The sequence below is a fragment of the Halanaeroarchaeum sp. HSR-CO genome, assembly GCF_024972755.1.
Lineage (GTDB): Archaea > Halobacteriota > Halobacteria > Halobacteriales > Halobacteriaceae > Halanaeroarchaeum.
Genome location: NZ_CP087724.1, coordinates 1,704,486 through 1,721,020, shown reverse-complemented (window position 1 = coordinate 1,721,020; position 16,535 = coordinate 1,704,486). Strand labels below are relative to the sequence as shown.

Genomic DNA, 16,535 nt, shown 5'->3' with positions numbered 1-16,535 from the left:
GCGTACGTACTCACTTGACCTATGGGAATCGTCGCCTCACCCGTGCAAACTATTCGATCACATTATGGCGCGAAACTCGGATTCGGCCTCGTGGCAATCGTGGGCGTAACGGTCGGGTTTGGAATCGCGATTCACCTCGAGATACAATCCCTCGTCGGGGAAACACAGGCCGCGAGGACGGTAACGTCGTACGTTTTCGGACTTATCCTGCTCATGGTCATTAGCTTTGGATTGCTCGGCGCGACCGTCGGGACGAACACGGTGATCACACTACGCCATCTCACGAAACAGGCCGAGTCGATCGCAAACGGTGATCTCGACACGGAATTCGACACTCCACGGGTCGACGAGTTCGGGACCCTGTACGCGTCCTTCGACGAGATGCGCGACTCCCTCCAGAAACACATCCGGGACGTGGAGGCGGCAAAAGAGGAGGCAGAGAGCGCGAAAGACCGTGCAGAACGCCGCCAACAGCAGGCTGAAGCATTGAACTCACATCTCGAGACGAAAGCCAAATCGTATCAGGATGTGATGGAAGCCTGTGCAGCAGGGGATCTTCGCCAGCGGGTCGACTCGACGAGCCAGAGCGAGGCAATGACCGAGATCGGCGTCGCTTTCAACGAAATGGTCGACGAACTCGAAGCTACTGTCGCGGACGTCCAGGCGTTCGCAGACTTCGTCGCCGAGGCGACTTCGGAGGCCACGGAAAGTGTCGACGCCGTCCAGACAGCCAGCACGAACGTCAATGAATCCGTGGATACGATCTCCCACGGTGCACACGAGCAAAGCGAAAAACTGCAGGAGGTCTTTTCGGAGGTCGAGCGGCTCTCGACGTCCGCACAACAAATCGATGCCATCGTCGACGATATCGGCGACACGACCGAATCGGCTGCAGAAGTCGGACAGGTCGGACAGGCGGCCGCGAATTCGGCGCTGCAGGAACTCGACGAAATTCAGTCTGCGACGAGAGAGACATCGACCGCGATCGAAAATCTCAACGAGGAGATGGAGGCTATCGACGATATCGCCTCCGTGATTACGGAGGTGGCCGAGCAGACCAACTTACTGGCCGTCAACGCCTCGATAGAGGCGGCGAGAGCGGATGTCGAGGGTAGCGGATTCGCGGTGGTCGCCGACGAAATTCAATCACTCTCCGAAGAGACGATGGAGTCAGCCGAGCGAATCGAGAACCGAATAGACGCCATTCGGAGTCAAACCGAAGAGACTGTCGATCGAATGCAGGAGACGACCCAGCGCATCGACGCCGGCGTCGAGACCGTCGAAGACGCCATCGACCAACTGGAAGCGGGGGCGGATCTGGTCGACGATATCCACGCCGGCGTCCAGGAAATCGATACGGCGACCGAGGAGCAGGCCAGGGCCACGCAGAACGTCGTTTCTATGATAGGCACGGCAGCCGACATCGCCGAGCAAACCACCGAAGAGACGGACGACGTCGCGGCTGCCACACAGGAACAGGTCGCGAGCCTCCGTGAGGTTCGTGAAGAAATGACGACGCTGACAGACCGTGCCAGCCAGCTACACGAAGCGACGTCGTCGTTCACCGCCGAAAGCGGTCTCGATTCCGAGTCGCCGACTGGCACTGCAGAGATCGGTGTTGCGGACGACTGATCGGAGGTGAGAATGCATGGAAACCACGATCTGGTACGTCTTCGGTGCGCTGGGGATGTTCCTGGGGACAGCCTACGCAGGCTGGGGGCTGCTAACGAGTCACGAGAATTACTGGCGCTACTATCTCGTCCTCACACTCGTGACGGGCATCGCGACGATTGCCTACGTGGCGATGGCGCTCGGTGTTGGCCGTGTGCATACGTATGGTGGCATCCTGTATCTTCCACGATACATCGACTGGATGCTCACGACCCCGTTGCTCGTCCTCTATCTCGTGATGCTTGCAAAGCCCCCGCGGCGAACCTACTATGTTCTCGTCGCTCTCGAAGTCGTCGTCATTGGCGCCGGGATCGTCGCCGCCTTGGTACGGGATCCGTTTCGGTGGATTTCGTACCTCGTTGGCGTCGCCGCCTATGGATATATCGTGTACTCACTACTGGTCGTTCTGCCACGACAGGCCGCCCTGGAGAACCATCGCCCACGAGCGGTGTTCGTGAAGCTACGGAATCTGACGCTGATCCTCTGGAGTATCTATCCGATCGTCTGGTTACTCGGCCCATTCGGACTCGGCTTGCTCGTCATCGAGACCGAGGCGATCGTGGTGACGTACCTGGATCTCTTGGCGAAGGTTGGATTCGTCGCCATCGCCGTGAATGGTCGTGATGCAATTGCGACCGTCACGTCGACGCCACTCCCCGATTAGAGATTGCTGGCGATATCGTCGTCGATAGCGGAAATCAAATCCGTGTCCCGCGTCCAGAACCCACGCCAGCGGTTCTCATCGATTTCCTCGCTGACGAGCGCCATCCCTGTGTCAGTGCTCCGGTCAGCAGGAGCGAATACCACGAACCAGAAATCCCGAAAGATCGAGGAGTATCCCCCGTGAATGACCGCGCCGAGGTCAGCGGCGGGAATCCAGTCCGGAACCCCATAGAGGTGAACGGCGACTGCCGAATCACCCAATCGCCGATAGACGTCTGCCGTGCCCCTCTCGTCACGTATTCGAGACAGTTTCTGAAAGCCCGACCGAAGTATCCCATCACCACTGTCGAATGCCATCTGCTCGATGAGCCGGGATATTGCGATAAATAGCACCTTCTCCGTATTCGATGCGGGATACCCGTCCAAAACGAACTCAGTATCCTCGAGGGCCTCCAGCACGTCGGGGAGGTCTAACTCCTCGATCTGTCGAGTGGTGGTCGTATAGAGATCGGAGTTCACGAGCAGGATCGTCTCTGCAAACCGATCGAGGGGAGAGGTGGCGACTACCTCCCCCTCCCGGATAGCAACGATATGATCGTCGGGGGCTGTTTCGGCCTCCTCCTCCTCGACGACAGAGATGGGTTGATCACGAAACAACTGGTCGGTCATTTCGACGAGAGTATCGGCTCTGTGTGCCGCCGAAATGTGAAGTCTGCCACCGTTTGCGGGGATTTCGTCGATATATCTGCGAAGGACCTTCGACATCGTCCGCATCCTAAACAAGTATCCCAAGCTTTAGAGGAACTCTACCTTACTAGTTAGGCAACTATCGGCCCGTACTGGATTCGAGAACGGGAAAACATGAGCTGGAAAGACTCTGACCCACAGCCACTCGCACGAACCGCACTCGATACACTTCCATTGCGAATCGCGGTTATCGACAACGACGGTGTAATCGTCGAAACGAACCGGGGGTGGCGAGAGTTTGCAGCGGAGCAAGGCATCAGCGATCCTGCCATGATCGGAACGCCGTACTTCGATGCTGGCGGGGAGGACGACCTCGAGTCGTACCAGGGGATTCGCCACGTTCTTGCGGGAGATCAGGACCTCTTCGTCCACGAGTATCCCTGTGAAACCGCGGCTGGCAAGCGGTGGTATATGATGCGTGTCGCACCGTTCGTCAGGGAGCAGGAACGGTTCGGTACCGTCGCTCACATCGACATTACGAATCGCAAACGACAGGAGCAGCGACGGAATGCGCTTCTGGTCCGTATCGAGGGGCTCATCACCGATATCTCGGTTCTCCTCTCGGGAGCAGATAACCCGGACATCGTTCTCCGGGAACTGCCCGGTATCCTAATCACAGTCGATGGATATCGAGTCGGCTGGACCGCCCGTCGCAATCTCGCCGACACACGAATCGAGACTATCGGTACGGCGGGCCCGACATCGATACGAGCGGGACAGACACTCCCGCTCGATCCATCCGAGGAGCCGTCGCCAGGCGTGAAAGCCCTCCTCGATGGGCAGCCTATCGAAGTGGCAGTCGACCCATCTGGGGACGGCCCTGCTCCATCGATTCCCGTCGAAGAGCCGATCTCACGGGAAATCGCGGTGCCGATACGGTTTCACGACGTCACCTACGGCCTCCTGGGCGTGTTTACCGACGATAGAATCGTCTTCCAGGAGCAAGAACGTGAGGTCCTGTCTGCTATCGCATCTCTCGTTGGACAGGGTCTCGCATCGCTCGAGCAACGTCATCTTCTCTCTGGCGCCAGCGGCGTGGCCCTTACCTTCACCGGTCGTGTCCCAGATTCGCCCCTCATTGCCCTCTGGAACTCCCTGGATATCGACTTCCAGGTCGTCGATCTGACCGATCGAGTCGAAGGATCCGAGTTCATCATCCAGATTCCCGACGGGACGTTCGAGGATGTCCAGGAACGAGTACACTCACTCGAGACGATCAGTGAGAAAACCCTCATTCAGACCGGTGACTCGACTCTCGTGGGCGTGGAGATGGTCGATCCGGTTCTCGAGTCGATCAAGCCCGAGCCGGCGGTTATCGAATCGTATCGAGTTACCAGCGGTGAGTTGCGGTGTAGACTCCTCGTCGAATCCCGACGTCAGGCACGTTCCGTCTATGATCGGGTGACCGACGAGTGGCCGGACCTCGAACTCCTCGCGATTGCGGAACGGGAGCCACGACCGGCATCCGAGCAACCGTTTCAGGACCGAATCACGTCCCAGCTCACCGACAGACAATCACAGGCCATCAGACTCGCTACTCACTCTGGATATTTCGACGCTGATCGGACCGTCGACGGGGAGACCCTCGCGTCGGCGATGGATGTGACCCGTCAAACGTTCCACCAACATCTCCGCGCGGCCCAGGCGAAAATCTTCGGCGAGCTTTTTCAGGGGGACGCGGATGGGCTCGCACTGCTAGATTTTTGACGGTCGACGTCGTACCGGGGGCACTATCTATTCGATGGTGCTATCGCTCGAATAGTTGTCGGGGGCTATCGCTCGCGATATCAATTGCCGAGTAACTAAGCCGGAGGGATGTTGAACCACGCCCGAGAACCTGCGCTTCGCGCAGAACCTCGGTCCGGTTCAAATCCCAATCCCACTCTCACGGCGGCGCCAATCGCGAGCGACGGCCCTGTCGCTCGCGATTTCAATTCGTGAGAGAATGGGGCCGGAGGGATTTGAACCCCCGATCGACTGATATCTCCGGTGCGTCTCGGAACTCCAGAGGGTCGTCAACGCGGCCGATGATCAGTCCGCCGCTCGGTATACCAGTCTGGAGTGTCGTCCCGGACGCTGTGACCTCTGGAGTCAGTCGCCCTGCCTGGCTGGGCCACAGCCCCGCGCTTGGTCCGTAATCGGGAACGGCTAAAGGGCGTTTCGATTCCTTACGCGTCTTCGACGGTCGCCCAGTCGCAGTCCTGGCACTTGTAGCCGTGACGATAGGCCGTCACGTCCGGCATATAGCCGACGGTTACGACGTCGCCATCGCACTCCGGACACTCACGGTCGGCATCGGTAATCTGGTCCGCCTCCATCACGTCGTCGCCCTCGACCATCGCGGCTAGCTTCTTGGGGGTGACCATCCGCCCCTGGACGACACGATTAGCACTCATGGTGATGGCCACGGACCAGACGAAAGTAAGGGTTCGTGTGCCAGCAGTACCCGACTACATCCACGGAGCGCGGTCGTCGGTGTGCTCCTCTCCGGGATAGCCGTATCCCTGGCGCATCGGATCGGCTGGTTCGGCGACGTCCGTGCCGAGCTCCTCACTGCCACCGTCGGCGGTGGGGGCTCTCGCCCGTGCGGCGGGGGCTTCACGCTCGTTTTCGCGTCCTGCATCCGGCTCGGCGGCCGGATCGAACGCGAGCAGACCGGCGACGATGAACACCGGGAGCGGGGCGTTACTCGGGATGAGGCCGATGACCGAGAACGCGAGCGTTCCCAGGGCGATGGCGGTCCCGAACCGGAAGCGGTCGATGTCGACGAGTCCCTCGATGTACGGGCGGAGGACCACGACGCCCATGGCGAAGCTGACACCGACGAGACCCGCTGCACCGGCACGGGCCATCAGTTCGATGTCCGGCGTCACGGTGAGGGTGGCGCCAGCGGGCTGGATGCTCGCGATGAGTCCGAGGACGACGATGATACTCGGCCGGGGGAGGTAGTCGCCGATGGTTGCCGAGGCAGTCTTCGCCGCGATAGCGATGATGACGACGGCGGCGAACCGCTCGAAGATCACGATGTCGAGGACGCTCGCGATGGTCGGGGCGAACGCGGCTTCGACGACCGCGATGACGATCAACGGGATACCGACGATGAGGACGCTCGCCGCCTGCTGGGGCATGTTGCGGTCCATCTCGGCGATGATGACCGCGAGGGTGGCGCTGCCACCGAAGACGAGCAGGCCCACCTGCACGATGCCGACGACGGTGTCGAGCGCGCCCGAGAGCACGAGGGCGGCGAAGATACCGTCGGCCAGGGGGAGGAGCATCACCGTCGCGAGGAGCTTGGTCGCACCACCTACCTGTCGCTCGAGTCTCAGAGCGACTGGGTGCCGTGAACTACTCATGCACTAGAGGGGGTGCCCGTGACCACGTGGGTGGTGGCGTTGAGAGCGACGATCCCGACGAGCACGCGGCTGGCTGCCGAGAACGGATTTCCCCGCCAGCAGTTTCGAGAAGGATCCGAAGACTGTTGTGAAACCGCCGGAGACGTCGCTCTGGTTGCCGGCGATACTCACAGTGAACGGACTGGCGGAGTCCATATGTACATTCATTATGGAAGAAAGTATAAAGATTGCGTGACACGTGTCCACAAGTCCTTCGACTTCGTCACCGACCTTCAAATCGGGCGTGAGAGTTCCTCACGGATCATCGAGAGCCATCGAACGAATCCGACTGGGACGTGGCGGCCCGGTGGAGGAACTTCGGACGCGGTCGTCTCGGAACGCTTTTGCACGCCCGTCGATTGGGATTTACATGGCGAAGGATTCACCAACGGACCGTACTTTCTCCGAGAAACTCGAGGTGCCGGAGGCGCTCACGTTCGACGACGTGTTGCTTCGACCGGCCGAGAGTAGGGTCGAACCCGACGAGGCCGACGTCTCGACGCGCATCTCGACCAATATCGAACTCAACGTTCCCATCCTCTCTGCGGCGATGGACACCGTCACCGAGGCCAACCTCGCCATCGCGATGGCGCGCGAGGGCGGTCTCGGCGTCCTTCACCAGAACATGGACGTCGATGACGCGGTCGCAGCGGTAGAACGAGTCAAGCGAGCCGACGAGATGACGATTCGTCGAGAGAACGTCGTCACGGCTGCTCCGGACCAGACCGTCGACGAGGTCGACCGGATGATGGACCGTGCTGGCGTCAGTGGGGCGCCCGTCGTCGACGAAGCGGACCGCGTGCTCGGTATCATCTCCGGGACGGACATCCGTCCGTATCTCGAGGTCGGTGAACGAGACGAAGTCCGCGAGGCGATGACCGACGAGGTGATCACTGCCGGCGAGGACGTGACCGCTCGCGACGCGCTCGAGTTGATGTACGAACACAAGATCGAACGCGTCCCTATCGTCGACGAGGACGACCATCTCGTCGGTCTCGTCACCATGCAAGGGATCCTGGCCCGCCGGGAACACGAGAACGCGGCGCGGGACGAGGACGGCCGATTACTCGTGGGTGTGGCCGTCGGCCCCTTCGACGAAGAGCGGGCCATCGCCGCCGACGAGGCCGGTGCCGATGCTCTGTTCATCGATACCGCGCACGCGCACAACCTGAACGTCGTCGATAGCGCCCGCGATATCAAAGCGAGAGTCGATGCCGACGTCATCGTCGGGAACATCGGGACCAGGGAAGCGGCGACCGATCTCGTCGACTTCGCGGACGGGCTGAAAGTCGGTATCGGCCCGGGGAGTATCTGTACGACTCGCGTCGTCACCGGTGCGGGGATGCCACAGGTCACTGCCGTCGCGCAGGTCGCCGACGTCGCGAAAGAACACGACGTCCCCGTCATCGCCGATGGTGGGATTCGGTACTCCGGTGACGCCGCGAAGGCGATCGCTGCCGGCGCCGATGCAGTGATGCTCGGGTCGTACTTCGCCGGAACGGACGAAGCACCGGGTCGTGTCATCACCATTCAGGGCAAGAAGTACAAGCAGTATCGCGGGATGGGATCGGTCGGAGCGATGCAGTCCGGAGGTGGCGACCGTTACCTCAAGGAGGATTCGGACGACGAAGATTACGTCCCCGAAGGCGTCGAGGCCGCGACCCCGTACAAGGGCAGTTTGGCGAGTGAACTTCACCAACTCGTCGGTGGCATCCAGTCGGGAATGGGATACGTCGGCGCCGGAACTCTCGACGAGTTCAAACACCAGGCCCGGTTCGTCCGCGTCTCACAGGCTGGCCAGCAGGAGGGCCACCCTCACGACGTGATGATCACCGACGAGGCGCCGAACTACAAACCCCAGTCCGACTGACCACACCTCAACCTTCTTGTAGGTGGTCGACGCAGGCAACTATGTGAACCGTACCTGGGCGGCGTCCGCCGGGTTAGCGCTCTCGGGGGTGGGCCTCGTGGCCGTGCAACTGTCTCGCTGGCCGTCGTCGACGCTCGTCGAGATGTTCGCGACGCTTCCGTTCGTCTGGATGGCGCTCTCGCTCGTCTACGCTGGCTACTGGCTTTCGAAGAGCGACCGGTACGGCGTGTACGGACAGCGGGTTCTCGTCTGGACGGCCGGTTCTGCCCTCACGTTTGCCGCCGTCGCCGTGCTCGTGGTCCTTGCCGCCGATAGCTCTTCACCGTTCACGTCCGCGTTCGGGCCGGTTGCCGACATGCTCACGGCTGGTGCCCTCGCTGGAACGCTCGTCGGGTTGTACGATGCACAGAGCAAGGACCGACTCGTCGCACTGGAGGCCGAACGCGACCACGTCAAGCAGTTCGCCGACAAAGCCGAGAGTCTCAACCACTACGGCAAGGCACTCAACCAGTCCCAGAGCCTCTACGAGGTGAGTGCGCTCTCGATAGAGGTCCTCGAACTGCTAATCGGGAGTCGCGGGTCCGCCGTGACGTACGAATCTGATGAGGACGTAACGATACTCGATTCCACGCTCGCTTCGGATGCGGCGGACGTCATCGAGGCGGCCGCCCACAGTCTCGCCACCCGAGAGTCGCTTGTTGCGGTTCGGTTCCCACATGACGCCGATCTACAGATACCAGACGACCTGGGCATCCAGGAGGTCATCGCCGTCCCGATAGCGTCCGCGAACGGGGGGACCCTCTCACTGGTCGCATTCCTGGACGGTGACGACAGCTACGACCGCGAGGACCTCGACTTGCTCGAATCGCTATCGGCACACGTCGGAACGGCCCTCTCCCGCATCGACACGTCCGGTATTCGTACCGATGCGTAGGGATCCGTTCAATTGAGCAGCCAGAACGCGTAGTTGAGATAACCGGCGAAACTCACCCACGCGAGGTACGGCACTAACAGCACCCCTGCCCGTCGGTCCACCCTGGCGAACGCCCAGATGGTTGCGACGATGAGAAGCCACAGTACGGCGATGACGATGAGGCCGCCGAGTAACGACCGAAGACCGAAGAACACCCCGGACCAGGCCAGATTGATGGCGAAGTGGACCACGAATATTCCGAGAGCGAAGCGAGCACCATCGCTCAGTTGGCCGGTGGCCTCCTTCCAGACGAGCCAGACGGCGACACCCATCAGTGCGAACAGCGTGGTCCAGACCGGGCCGAACACCCAGTTCGGTGGGGCGAGGTCGGGACGCGCCAGCTGCGGGTACCACGATGCCAGCCCCATTGACGTGAAGACCGCGCCCGACGCTCCGACAAGCACCGTCGCGACGACGGCGACCACGAGGGCGACCCAGGGACGGCGATCCGCCAACGACCATACCCCGTCGGTGAAATCCATGCAACGATGTTGGGGGTCCAGGACGAAATAGTTCGGTGGGGAGCGATCTCGGTCGACTACCGCTTTCGGCTTCCGGGGCCGGATCGAACTGGGTACCGTCGCTATCCGCCTGCGGGTTGTAACCACGTACCGTCCACCAGGTACTGTCTGCATGCCAACACTATTCATCCCTAAGTGGAGTGACGCCGAGCTAACAGTATGGGCTCGATGGGGAGTCGCGATGACGAAGGGGACGTATCGAGGCATCGAATCGGCGGAATCGACTACTCCCGGCGGTCGGTCGTCGGCGCGCTCGGATCGGTGATCCTCGTCGGGACGGCAGGGTGTGCAACGACCGTGAGCGCACAGTCGACAGCGCAGATGGACTCGCGGAATGCCGAAGTGACGACACCCGACGGGTCGGTCGACGAGATCGTGATCCCCGTCATGGTCGATTGCGAGTACAGTGGGTTCACCCAGGCCGAGGTCACTCATCAGGGCTTTACACTCGCGATAGACGAGGAAATCGTCGACGACGGTACCTGGTCGATCGAGCATCCAGACTTCCTGGGCGAACTCGGCCCCGATGCCGGTGATTTCACGTATCGGTCGTTCTTCTGGAAGGTGAACGACTGGGTGCCGGTCTTCGAGGAAACGTCGTACACGCAGGAGGACTTCTACGTGGACGAAGGCGAGTCGGAGACGTACGACTTCGATATCGACGTAGAGTGGCGGATCGTCTCGGACGAGGAGGTCCTCCGGACGGAATCGCTTTCCGAGACCGTCTCGATTACCATTCACCACGAGTCGAGTGGCGGTGACTCCGGGGGAGACTCACCGACGGCGACGGTAACCGAGACGCCCGAGTCAGGTGCAGCGTCGATGGAGACGATGGATATCCGTATCTATGCCGAAATCGACGACCGGTGGGTGGGACAGGACTCGGAATGACGGTCATCGATTGACCGGTGTCATCCCCCTCTCAGATAGAGGTCGTGGGTCGCTCTCGGCTGGGCCGACCACGGGAGACTCCTGGCGTGTCCCAGCGAGTGTTGGTCGTCCACCGAGGAGCCGCGGCGATAGCCGGTAGGGAGATTTCTTCGCACCGCTCCGGTACGGGCTCTTCTACCCAACGACGCGATGGCACGATCTGTGACCGACGAAAAAACCGGTGGGTGGGTGGTACTACGATTCGGATTCCGTCGTCATCTCGTCTTCGCTGTCTTCTTCATCGGTCGGTACAACGATCGTTTTGGTCGCGTCCTCTGCCGTCAGGACTTCGAACATCGTATCTGCGGGCGCCTCATCGGGGTTGAGGTAGCCGACGGCCATGGCCGAGTATGCCGTCCCGTTTTCGAGGGAGACATCGACGGTGGTGACGATATCGCCATCGTTATCTGCTGTCGCCGCCCGGATTTCGACGGTGTAGTTGCCCGCGGGCACGGTCGCGTAGTCCGATGCATTCTGGTAACTCACGTTCTCCGCCAGCACGACGCTACCGTCCCCGGCCGTGATGTCGACGGTAGGCGCATCCGGCGAGAGGTGGACGACGCGGACGGCACTGTCGTTCGCTCCGGGCGTGACCGCCGTGTCCTCGAACGCTACCGGTTCGAAGGACGTTTCGGCACCGTCACTGATTTCTCCGGTCGCGGCCAGCGTCGTTACCGTTCGTGGTTCGAGAGTGACGTTGCCATCGAAGACGACGGTATCTGGGTCTTCGGCCGCAGCGATCGTCACGTTGTACGTCCCGGCCTCGACAGGGAGGTACTCGCTGACGTCACCGAACGAGACGTTTTCGAGAACGGTCTCGTTCTCGACCATCACGTCGACTGCCGGCGCGTCCGGTGAAGCGTGAACCGCTCTGAGATACGACGTTTGCTGGGGGTCGGCATCGCTATCATCGCTATCTGCGGTTCCGCCCGCTATCGCACCGACGGCCATAATGGAACCGACGAGGGCGAGTGAGAGCGCTACCACGAGCAGCTTTCTGGATGTTTCTGTCACAACATTTCGGATAATAGACTCGATAGTACATTGTTATACACAGCCCATTGGACCGATAGAACGCCGTTGCACAGACAAGTAACAATTTATTGAATTGTTTAACTGGCCCGTGGATTCTCCACGTATCGCCGGAAATCGGTCACACGGGAAAGGGCGGAATACGTGTAGTGAGCAAACTCGCATGGTGGAATTCTCGGGATGCGCCATCGCGGTAATTCGAACGAACCACCGAGTAATCCAGGTGTATGACGGCTGTTTCGATAGTATTTGGAACAATGACGTGAGCGCTCGAGACGGCGGGCGACCGTCGATGGAGACGATGATATTCCCATCTCCGCCGAGCTGGCCGACCAGTGAGTGGCTCAGGAGACCGATTGCAGACCGGCCTCTGCCTGACGGCCGGAACGCCTCCTCGGTGTGGGACACGGGAAGGGCTGTCATCCGGTGCTGTCTCTCTGTTCGCGCGCCGCCCGAATAATTGGGCTCGACCCGTTTTCGACCGGGTGGTAAAACCGGCCTCGTCCACCATGGGCAACTGGTACCCGGTGATGGGGCAATATATCGTATTGCCGGACGGTTCCCGGGGAGGAGAGTCGTTTGGCATCGCCCAATCACCCCCAGGGGGGAGGAGTTGGGGGATATATCCCCCGTTTCCTTGAAATACTCGGTTGGCAATGGGTCGGGCGACCCTCCTGGACGAGTCTATCGACAGTCCACATCTGGAGTTGCTGCTAGAGGCGCTCGATCGTATCGAGGAGATCGTCGAGAACACGCTGACACTGGCGCGGGATGGAGAGACCGTCTCGGATTTCGCGCCGGTCGAACTGGCCGATATCGCCGGTCGCTGCTGGGGGATGGTGGAGACTGCGGGAGCCAGCCTGTCGATTGAAGGGACCGGAACGATCCACGGGGACGTCGACCGACTCAATCACCTCTTCGAGAATTTCTTTCGGAATGCCGAGGAGCACGGAGCGACGAACACTCTGATGGAATCCGAACACGGAGTCGAAGCCGATCGAAGTCCCGTCACTGTTTGGGTGGGTCTTCTGGAGGAGGGCGGGTTCTACGTGGCGGACGATGGCCCGGGAATCCCGGAACAGCTGCGCGAATCGATTTTCGATCCGGGATACACCTCGAGCGCCGAAGGAACGGGATTCGGACTCGCCATCTGTCGCCGAATCGTCGAAGCCCCCGGCTGGGCGATACGAGTGACCGAGAGCGACACGGGCGGTGCCCGCTTCGAGATAACTGGTATCGAGCGCGCCGATTGATCGGGCCGTCGACTAGAGTGGGACGAGACGATCTGGATGGCAGTGTGGACCGTCGGGCGTTATCGTGGCTGTCACGTATTGGCGCTCTCGATAGTCTATGGGCATCGCTGCGGAGGTCCTCTGCGTTCAAATCGGCGGCCGAGTCGCTTCTCGCGAAGGTGCTCGGAGCAAAGCGGGCCGGGCGCGATTGTGAACACACGGTCACACGGTCGCTCACTTCGTTCGCGCTGCGTGTTCCCTGCGTTCAAATCGCTAGTGGCCGCTTCACCGACGACGAAAGCTCACAGCGGTTCGCATGACTCACCGCTGTTCGGAATCTGTCGTCGGAGAAGCGGGCCGGGCGCGATTTGAACACGCGACCGTCTGATTAAGAGTCAGACGCTCTGCCTAACTGAGCTACCGGCCCAAGCAATTACTCCTACTCCGTGGGATAGTAAAGAACGTTCTGCTTTGGGAGTGCCTGCTGGGAACAATCCGGCCGGTCGTCGGGTCGGGAAGACTAAGTGATTGCCCGCGGAAATCACCGGTACCATGAGTAGTCGGGCCACCATCTCTTCGATGTCTTCGTATGCAATTTTGGGCTGTGGGAGCGTCGGCCACGCGGTGGCCGAGGAACTCGTCGAGCGGGGGAAAGACGTGCTCATCCTCGACCGGGACGAGGCACGCGTCGAAGCCCTCCGGGACCAGGATCTCAACGCGCAGACGGAGGACATCCGGAATCCGGAGGTGGCCGAGATCGTGACCGACCGCGAAGTCGTACTCATCCTCGCGTCGGACGTGGAGTCCAACGAGGAGGCGGTCAAACATATCCGGAATCGTAGCGACGAACAGTTCGTCGTCGCTCGTGCGAGCGATCCGGTCACGAGCGACGAACTCACCGAGCTGGGCGCTGACGTCGTCATCAATCCCTCGGCGGTCATCTCCGATGCGGCACTGCGAGCACTGGAATCGGGCGAACTCGAGTACAAGGCGCGGCAACTCGCGGACGTCATCGAGAGCACGAGCTCGCGCATCGCCATCGTCACACACGACAACCCGGACCCGGATTCGATCGCGAGTGCCGCTGCGTTGCAGGCCATCGCCGACCATCTGGGCGTCGACGCCGATATCGTCTACTTCGGGGACATCGGCCACCAGGAGAACCGAGCGTTCGTGAACCTCCTCGAGATCGAGCTCGTCCCCTTCCAGGACGTCGATATCGATGACTACGACACCATCGCACTCGTCGATCCGGCGAAGGCCGGTCAGACCCACATCGAACAGGACTTCGATATCGTCGTCGACCACTACGAACCCGAACGCGACTTCGACGCCGAATTCGTCGACATCCGCTCGAACGTCAGTTCCACCTCGACCATCCTCACGAAGTACATCCAGGAGTTCGATCTCAGTGTGAGCGAGGCGGTGGCAACGGCACTCCTCTATGGAATCCGCGCGGAGACGCTGGACTTCCGGCGGGATACGACACCGGCTGATCTTACCGCCGCTGCGTACCTTTACCCCTTCGCCAACCACGATACGCTCGAGCAGGTCGAATCACCGAACATGAGCCCAGAAACCCTGGACGTCCTCGCGGGGGCCATCGTCAACCGCGAGGTCCAGGGGAGCCATCTCGTCTCGACGGCCGGGTTCATCAACTCGCGTGACGCGTTGACCCAGGCCGCCCAGCAGTTACTCAATCTCGAGGGGATCACCACGACGGCGGTGTTCGGTATCATCGAGGACACCATCTACCTGGCCGCCAGATCGAAGGACATCCGATTGAACATCGGGAACGTCCTCCACGACGCCTTCGGCGACATCGGCGAGGCGGCGGGCCACTCGACACAGGCTAGCGCCGAGATACCGCTCGGCATCTTCACGGGTATCGAGACGAACGAGGAGAACCGTGATACGCTCCTCTCGCTCACCGAGGAGGCGGTGACGCGAAAGCTGTTCGATGCGATGGGCGTCGAGAAAGAGAGTGCGAACGGAAACTGATTACTCCGCCGTCTGGTCGACCCGCTCTTTCAATCGCTCGATGACGTCGTTGATGAGGACCACGTCGCCGACCGAACGGACCCACCGATACGGCACGACCACGCCTTTTTTGCCCGTGACGACCTCTTCGAACAGTTCCGGGTTGAGTGCAGTGACGGCGAGTCCGTTGACGACCTCCGTGTCGAGATTGAGTCGCAGGTCTTCGACCTCCCCCACGAAGACGCCGTTGTTGGAGTAGACCTCTCGTCCCACCAGCGTGGTGATTTCCTCGGGTTCTTCGTCCATATGCCGGCGAACGGTACGGTGCCCCTTAACTGTTCGAGGTCAGCGTCTGACGTCCGTCAGCACCTGCGCGAATCTGCCGAGCGAGACCTCGACGTCCGTCGGGGCACGGCCAGCACTCACTCTGAGTCTCTGGGGCACACCGTAGAACTCACCGGGAACGACCAGCACGCCCTCTTCCCAGGCCGCGCCGAAGACTTCCTCGACTGTGGCTTCGACCGGCTCGAGGAACGCGAACGTCGATCCATCGTGGACGGTCCCTTCGAGATCCGATCGGGACGCGACGAACTCCGAGAGCAATCGGTGGTTCGTCTCGACGCGCTCCCGTCGGTCTTCGATCAGGGCGTCGACGGAGTAGAGAGCTCGGCCGGCCAGTGCTCTGCTAGGACCTGCGACGTCTGGCAGGTGGTAGGCAATCCTGCGCGCCTGGTCGACGAATTCGCGGGGCCCGACGATCCAGCCGATTCGAAGCCCACCGAGTCCGAAGAACTTCGCCAACGACCCGGTGACGACGGTGTTCTCGAGGCTTGCAGCACTCGGTCCACCGAACGGCCCGTCGCGTTCGTCGATCACGTATGGCGCGTACACTTCGTCGACGAGCAGTGGCGCATCGTGACTCGCCGCAGCATCGGCGACACGGCGTATGGCGTCCGTCTCGGAGAGTGCGCCGCTTGGGTTGTGTCGATTGCTGATCGTGACGAGGGCGGTCTCGTCGGTTACGGCCTCGTCGATACGGGTCGCGTCCAGGGCGCCACCGTCACCACGATCGAACCGCGCTATCTCGGCACCCAGTCCACGCGGTGTCTCGACGAGGGGCGGGTACGCCGGGTCCTCGACGAGAACTGTGGAATCGTCTCCACCGAGTGCACTCGCGTACGCGAGGAAGTTGGCGTGCGTTGCGCCTGCAGTGACGAGGACCTGCTCGGGCTGGACCCCGTACTCCGTCGCGAGAAGATGTTCGAGACTGGCGCCGGCGGGCGAGGATTCCAGGTCGGCCAACCGGGGCGGGACCACCGTCGTACGATCGACGTCGTCGTCGCTCAGACCAGTGGTGCCGAGATCGTAGGGGACGGCGTCGGCACGACCACCCATCCACTCGAGGTACGAGAGGCGCGGAAACATGGACCGGCGTACTCGACCAGGGGGCTTACCCCTGGCGAAACCGGACGTATCTGGTCGCGACGGGCGAGGTCAGTCTTCGGGACCGAAATCGCCAACAAC

The 16,535-nt window shown here is 61.2% G+C and carries 15 protein-coding genes and 2 tRNA genes; 8 read left to right on the top strand and 9 right to left on the bottom strand.

Annotated features, from left to right (window positions below):
• Nucleotides 1-21: 21 nt before the first annotated feature.
• Together HSRCO_RS08860 and HSRCO_RS08855 are read left to right on the top strand one after the other, a co-directional pair.
• The gene (locus HSRCO_RS08860; RefSeq protein WP_259517283.1) at nt 22-1,632 is read left to right on the top strand and encodes a methyl-accepting chemotaxis protein; all 1,611 of its coding nucleotides are present in this window, start codon (nt 22-24) and stop codon (nt 1,630-1,632) included.
• Nucleotides 1,633-1,648: 16 nt separating this feature from the next.
• Nucleotides 1,649-2,335, top strand: coding sequence for a bacteriorhodopsin (locus HSRCO_RS08855; RefSeq protein ID WP_259517281.1), 687 nt, complete (start codon nt 1,649-1,651; stop codon nt 2,333-2,335).
• On the opposite strand, the gene HSRCO_RS08850 is transcribed toward HSRCO_RS08855, so the two are convergent.
• Entirely contained in the window at nt 2,332-3,099 is a 768-nt protein-coding gene (locus tag HSRCO_RS08850) for a hypothetical protein (protein WP_259517280.1), read from the bottom strand. The two genes, HSRCO_RS08855 and HSRCO_RS08850, sit on opposite strands and share 4 nt — an antisense overlap.
• 96 nt (nt 3,100-3,195) lie before the next feature.
• Between HSRCO_RS08850 and HSRCO_RS08845 the strand changes: the two genes are divergently transcribed.
• Nucleotides 3,196-4,788 (top strand): helix-turn-helix domain-containing protein, encoded by a 1,593-nt coding sequence (locus HSRCO_RS08845; RefSeq protein WP_259517279.1) that lies wholly within the window; start codon nt 3,196-3,198, stop codon nt 4,786-4,788.
• A gap of 239 nt (nt 4,789-5,027) precedes the next feature.
• On the opposite strand, the gene HSRCO_RS08840 is transcribed toward HSRCO_RS08845, so the two are convergent.
• From HSRCO_RS08840 to HSRCO_RS08830, 3 genes are all read right to left on the bottom strand, one after another.
• A tRNA-Trp gene (locus tag HSRCO_RS08840) sits at nt 5,028-5,204 on the bottom strand.
• 45 nt (nt 5,205-5,249) lie between these two features.
• Nucleotides 5,250-5,477, bottom strand: coding sequence for a DUF5795 family protein (locus HSRCO_RS08835; RefSeq protein WP_259517278.1), 228 nt, complete (start codon nt 5,475-5,477; stop codon nt 5,250-5,252).
• 54 nt (nt 5,478-5,531) lie between these two features.
• Nucleotides 5,532-6,434 (bottom strand): DUF5794 domain-containing protein, encoded by a 903-nt coding sequence (locus HSRCO_RS08830; protein ID WP_259517277.1) that lies wholly within the window; start codon nt 6,432-6,434, stop codon nt 5,532-5,534.
• Nucleotides 6,435-6,843: 409 nt separating this feature from the next.
• Between HSRCO_RS08830 and guaB the strand changes: the two genes are divergently transcribed.
• Together guaB and HSRCO_RS08820 are read left to right on the top strand one after the other, a co-directional pair.
• Nucleotides 6,844-8,343: an IMP dehydrogenase gene (gene guaB / locus HSRCO_RS08825; protein WP_259517276.1), complete on the top strand. Its 1,500-nt coding sequence runs from the start codon at nt 6,844-6,846 to the stop codon at nt 8,341-8,343.
• Between the two features lie 43 nt (nt 8,344-8,386).
• Nucleotides 8,387-9,277 carry a GAF domain-containing protein gene (locus HSRCO_RS08820; protein ID WP_259517275.1) on the top strand — a complete coding sequence of 297 codons (891 nt, stop codon included), beginning with the start codon at nt 8,387-8,389 and terminating at the stop codon, nt 9,275-9,277.
• 8 nt (nt 9,278-9,285) lie between these two features.
• Here the strand turns inward: HSRCO_RS08820 and HSRCO_RS08815 are convergent, their stop codons facing one another.
• Nucleotides 9,286-9,798, bottom strand: coding sequence for a TspO/MBR family protein (locus HSRCO_RS08815; protein WP_259517274.1), 513 nt, complete (start codon nt 9,796-9,798; stop codon nt 9,286-9,288).
• A gap of 198 nt (nt 9,799-9,996) precedes the next feature.
• Here HSRCO_RS08815 and HSRCO_RS08810 point away from each other — a divergent pair, with 198 nt between their 5' ends.
• On the top strand, nt 9,997-10,728 hold the full coding sequence (locus HSRCO_RS08810) for a hypothetical protein (protein WP_259517273.1): 732 nt from the start codon (nt 9,997-9,999) through the stop codon (nt 10,726-10,728).
• 234 nt (nt 10,729-10,962) lie between these two features.
• On the opposite strand, the gene HSRCO_RS08805 is transcribed toward HSRCO_RS08810, so the two are convergent.
• Nucleotides 10,963-11,781 (bottom strand): DUF4397 domain-containing protein, encoded by an 819-nt coding sequence (locus tag HSRCO_RS08805; RefSeq protein ID WP_259517272.1) that lies wholly within the window; start codon nt 11,779-11,781, stop codon nt 10,963-10,965.
• A 674-nt stretch (nt 11,782-12,455) separates the two neighbouring features.
• On the opposite strand from HSRCO_RS08805, the gene HSRCO_RS08800 reads away from it, so the two are divergent.
• A complete protein-coding gene (locus HSRCO_RS08800; protein WP_259517271.1) occupies nt 12,456-13,052 on the top strand; it encodes a HAMP domain-containing sensor histidine kinase in 597 nt (198 codons plus the stop codon).
• Nucleotides 13,053-13,384: 332 nt separating this feature from the next.
• Here the strand turns inward: HSRCO_RS08800 and HSRCO_RS08795 are convergent.
• Nucleotides 13,385-13,458 (bottom strand) — tRNA-Lys (locus HSRCO_RS08795).
• Nucleotides 13,459-13,583: 125 nt separating this feature from the next.
• On the opposite strand from HSRCO_RS08795, the gene HSRCO_RS08790 reads away from it, so the two are divergent.
• Entirely contained in the window at nt 13,584-15,032 is a 1,449-nt protein-coding gene (locus HSRCO_RS08790; RefSeq protein WP_259517270.1) for a DHH family phosphoesterase, read from the top strand.
• Here the strand turns inward: HSRCO_RS08790 and HSRCO_RS08785 are convergent, their stop codons facing one another.
• The gene (locus HSRCO_RS08785) at nt 15,033-15,317 is read right to left on the bottom strand and encodes a PRC-barrel domain-containing protein (RefSeq protein ID WP_259517269.1); all 285 of its coding nucleotides are present in this window, start codon (nt 15,315-15,317) and stop codon (nt 15,033-15,035) included.
• 39 nt (nt 15,318-15,356) lie between these two features.
• Entirely contained in the window at nt 15,357-16,436 is a 1,080-nt protein-coding gene (locus HSRCO_RS08780; protein WP_259517268.1) for a pyridoxal phosphate-dependent aminotransferase, read from the bottom strand.
• Nucleotides 16,437-16,535 lie beyond the last annotated feature (99 nt).

Excerpts from the sequence above, each read along its gene's own strand:
- HSRCO_RS08815 (WP_259517274.1), bottom strand. The coding sequence starts at position 9,798 with ATGGATTTCACCGACGGGGTATGGTCGTTGGCGGATCGCCGTCCCTGG.
- HSRCO_RS08780 (WP_259517268.1), bottom strand. The coding sequence starts at position 16,436 with ATGTTTCCGCGCCTCTCGTACCTCGAGTGGATGGGTGGTCGTGCCGAC.
- HSRCO_RS08835 (WP_259517278.1), bottom strand. The coding sequence starts at position 5,477 with ATGAGTGCTAATCGTGTCGTCCAGGGGCGGATGGTCACCCCCAAGAAG.
- HSRCO_RS08855 (WP_259517281.1), top strand. The coding sequence starts at position 1,649 with ATGGAAACCACGATCTGGTACGTCTTCGGTGCGCTGGGGATGTTCCTG.
- HSRCO_RS08850 (WP_259517280.1), bottom strand. The coding sequence starts at position 3,099 with ATGTCGAAGGTCCTTCGCAGATATATCGACGAAATCCCCGCAAACGGT.
- HSRCO_RS08790 (WP_259517270.1), top strand. The coding sequence starts at position 13,584 with ATGAGTAGTCGGGCCACCATCTCTTCGATGTCTTCGTATGCAATTTTG.
- guaB (WP_259517276.1), top strand. The coding sequence starts at position 6,844 with ATGGCGAAGGATTCACCAACGGACCGTACTTTCTCCGAGAAACTCGAG.
- HSRCO_RS08800 (WP_259517271.1), top strand. The coding sequence starts at position 12,456 with ATGGGTCGGGCGACCCTCCTGGACGAGTCTATCGACAGTCCACATCTG.
- HSRCO_RS08810 (WP_259517273.1), top strand. The coding sequence starts at position 9,997 with ATGGGCTCGATGGGGAGTCGCGATGACGAAGGGGACGTATCGAGGCAT.
- HSRCO_RS08845 (WP_259517279.1), top strand. The coding sequence starts at position 3,196 with ATGAGCTGGAAAGACTCTGACCCACAGCCACTCGCACGAACCGCACTC.
- HSRCO_RS08830 (WP_259517277.1), bottom strand. The coding sequence starts at position 6,434 with ATGAGTAGTTCACGGCACCCAGTCGCTCTGAGACTCGAGCGACAGGTA.
- HSRCO_RS08785 (WP_259517269.1), bottom strand. The coding sequence starts at position 15,317 with ATGGACGAAGAACCCGAGGAAATCACCACGCTGGTGGGACGAGAGGTC.
- HSRCO_RS08860 (WP_259517283.1), top strand. The coding sequence starts at position 22 with ATGGGAATCGTCGCCTCACCCGTGCAAACTATTCGATCACATTATGGC.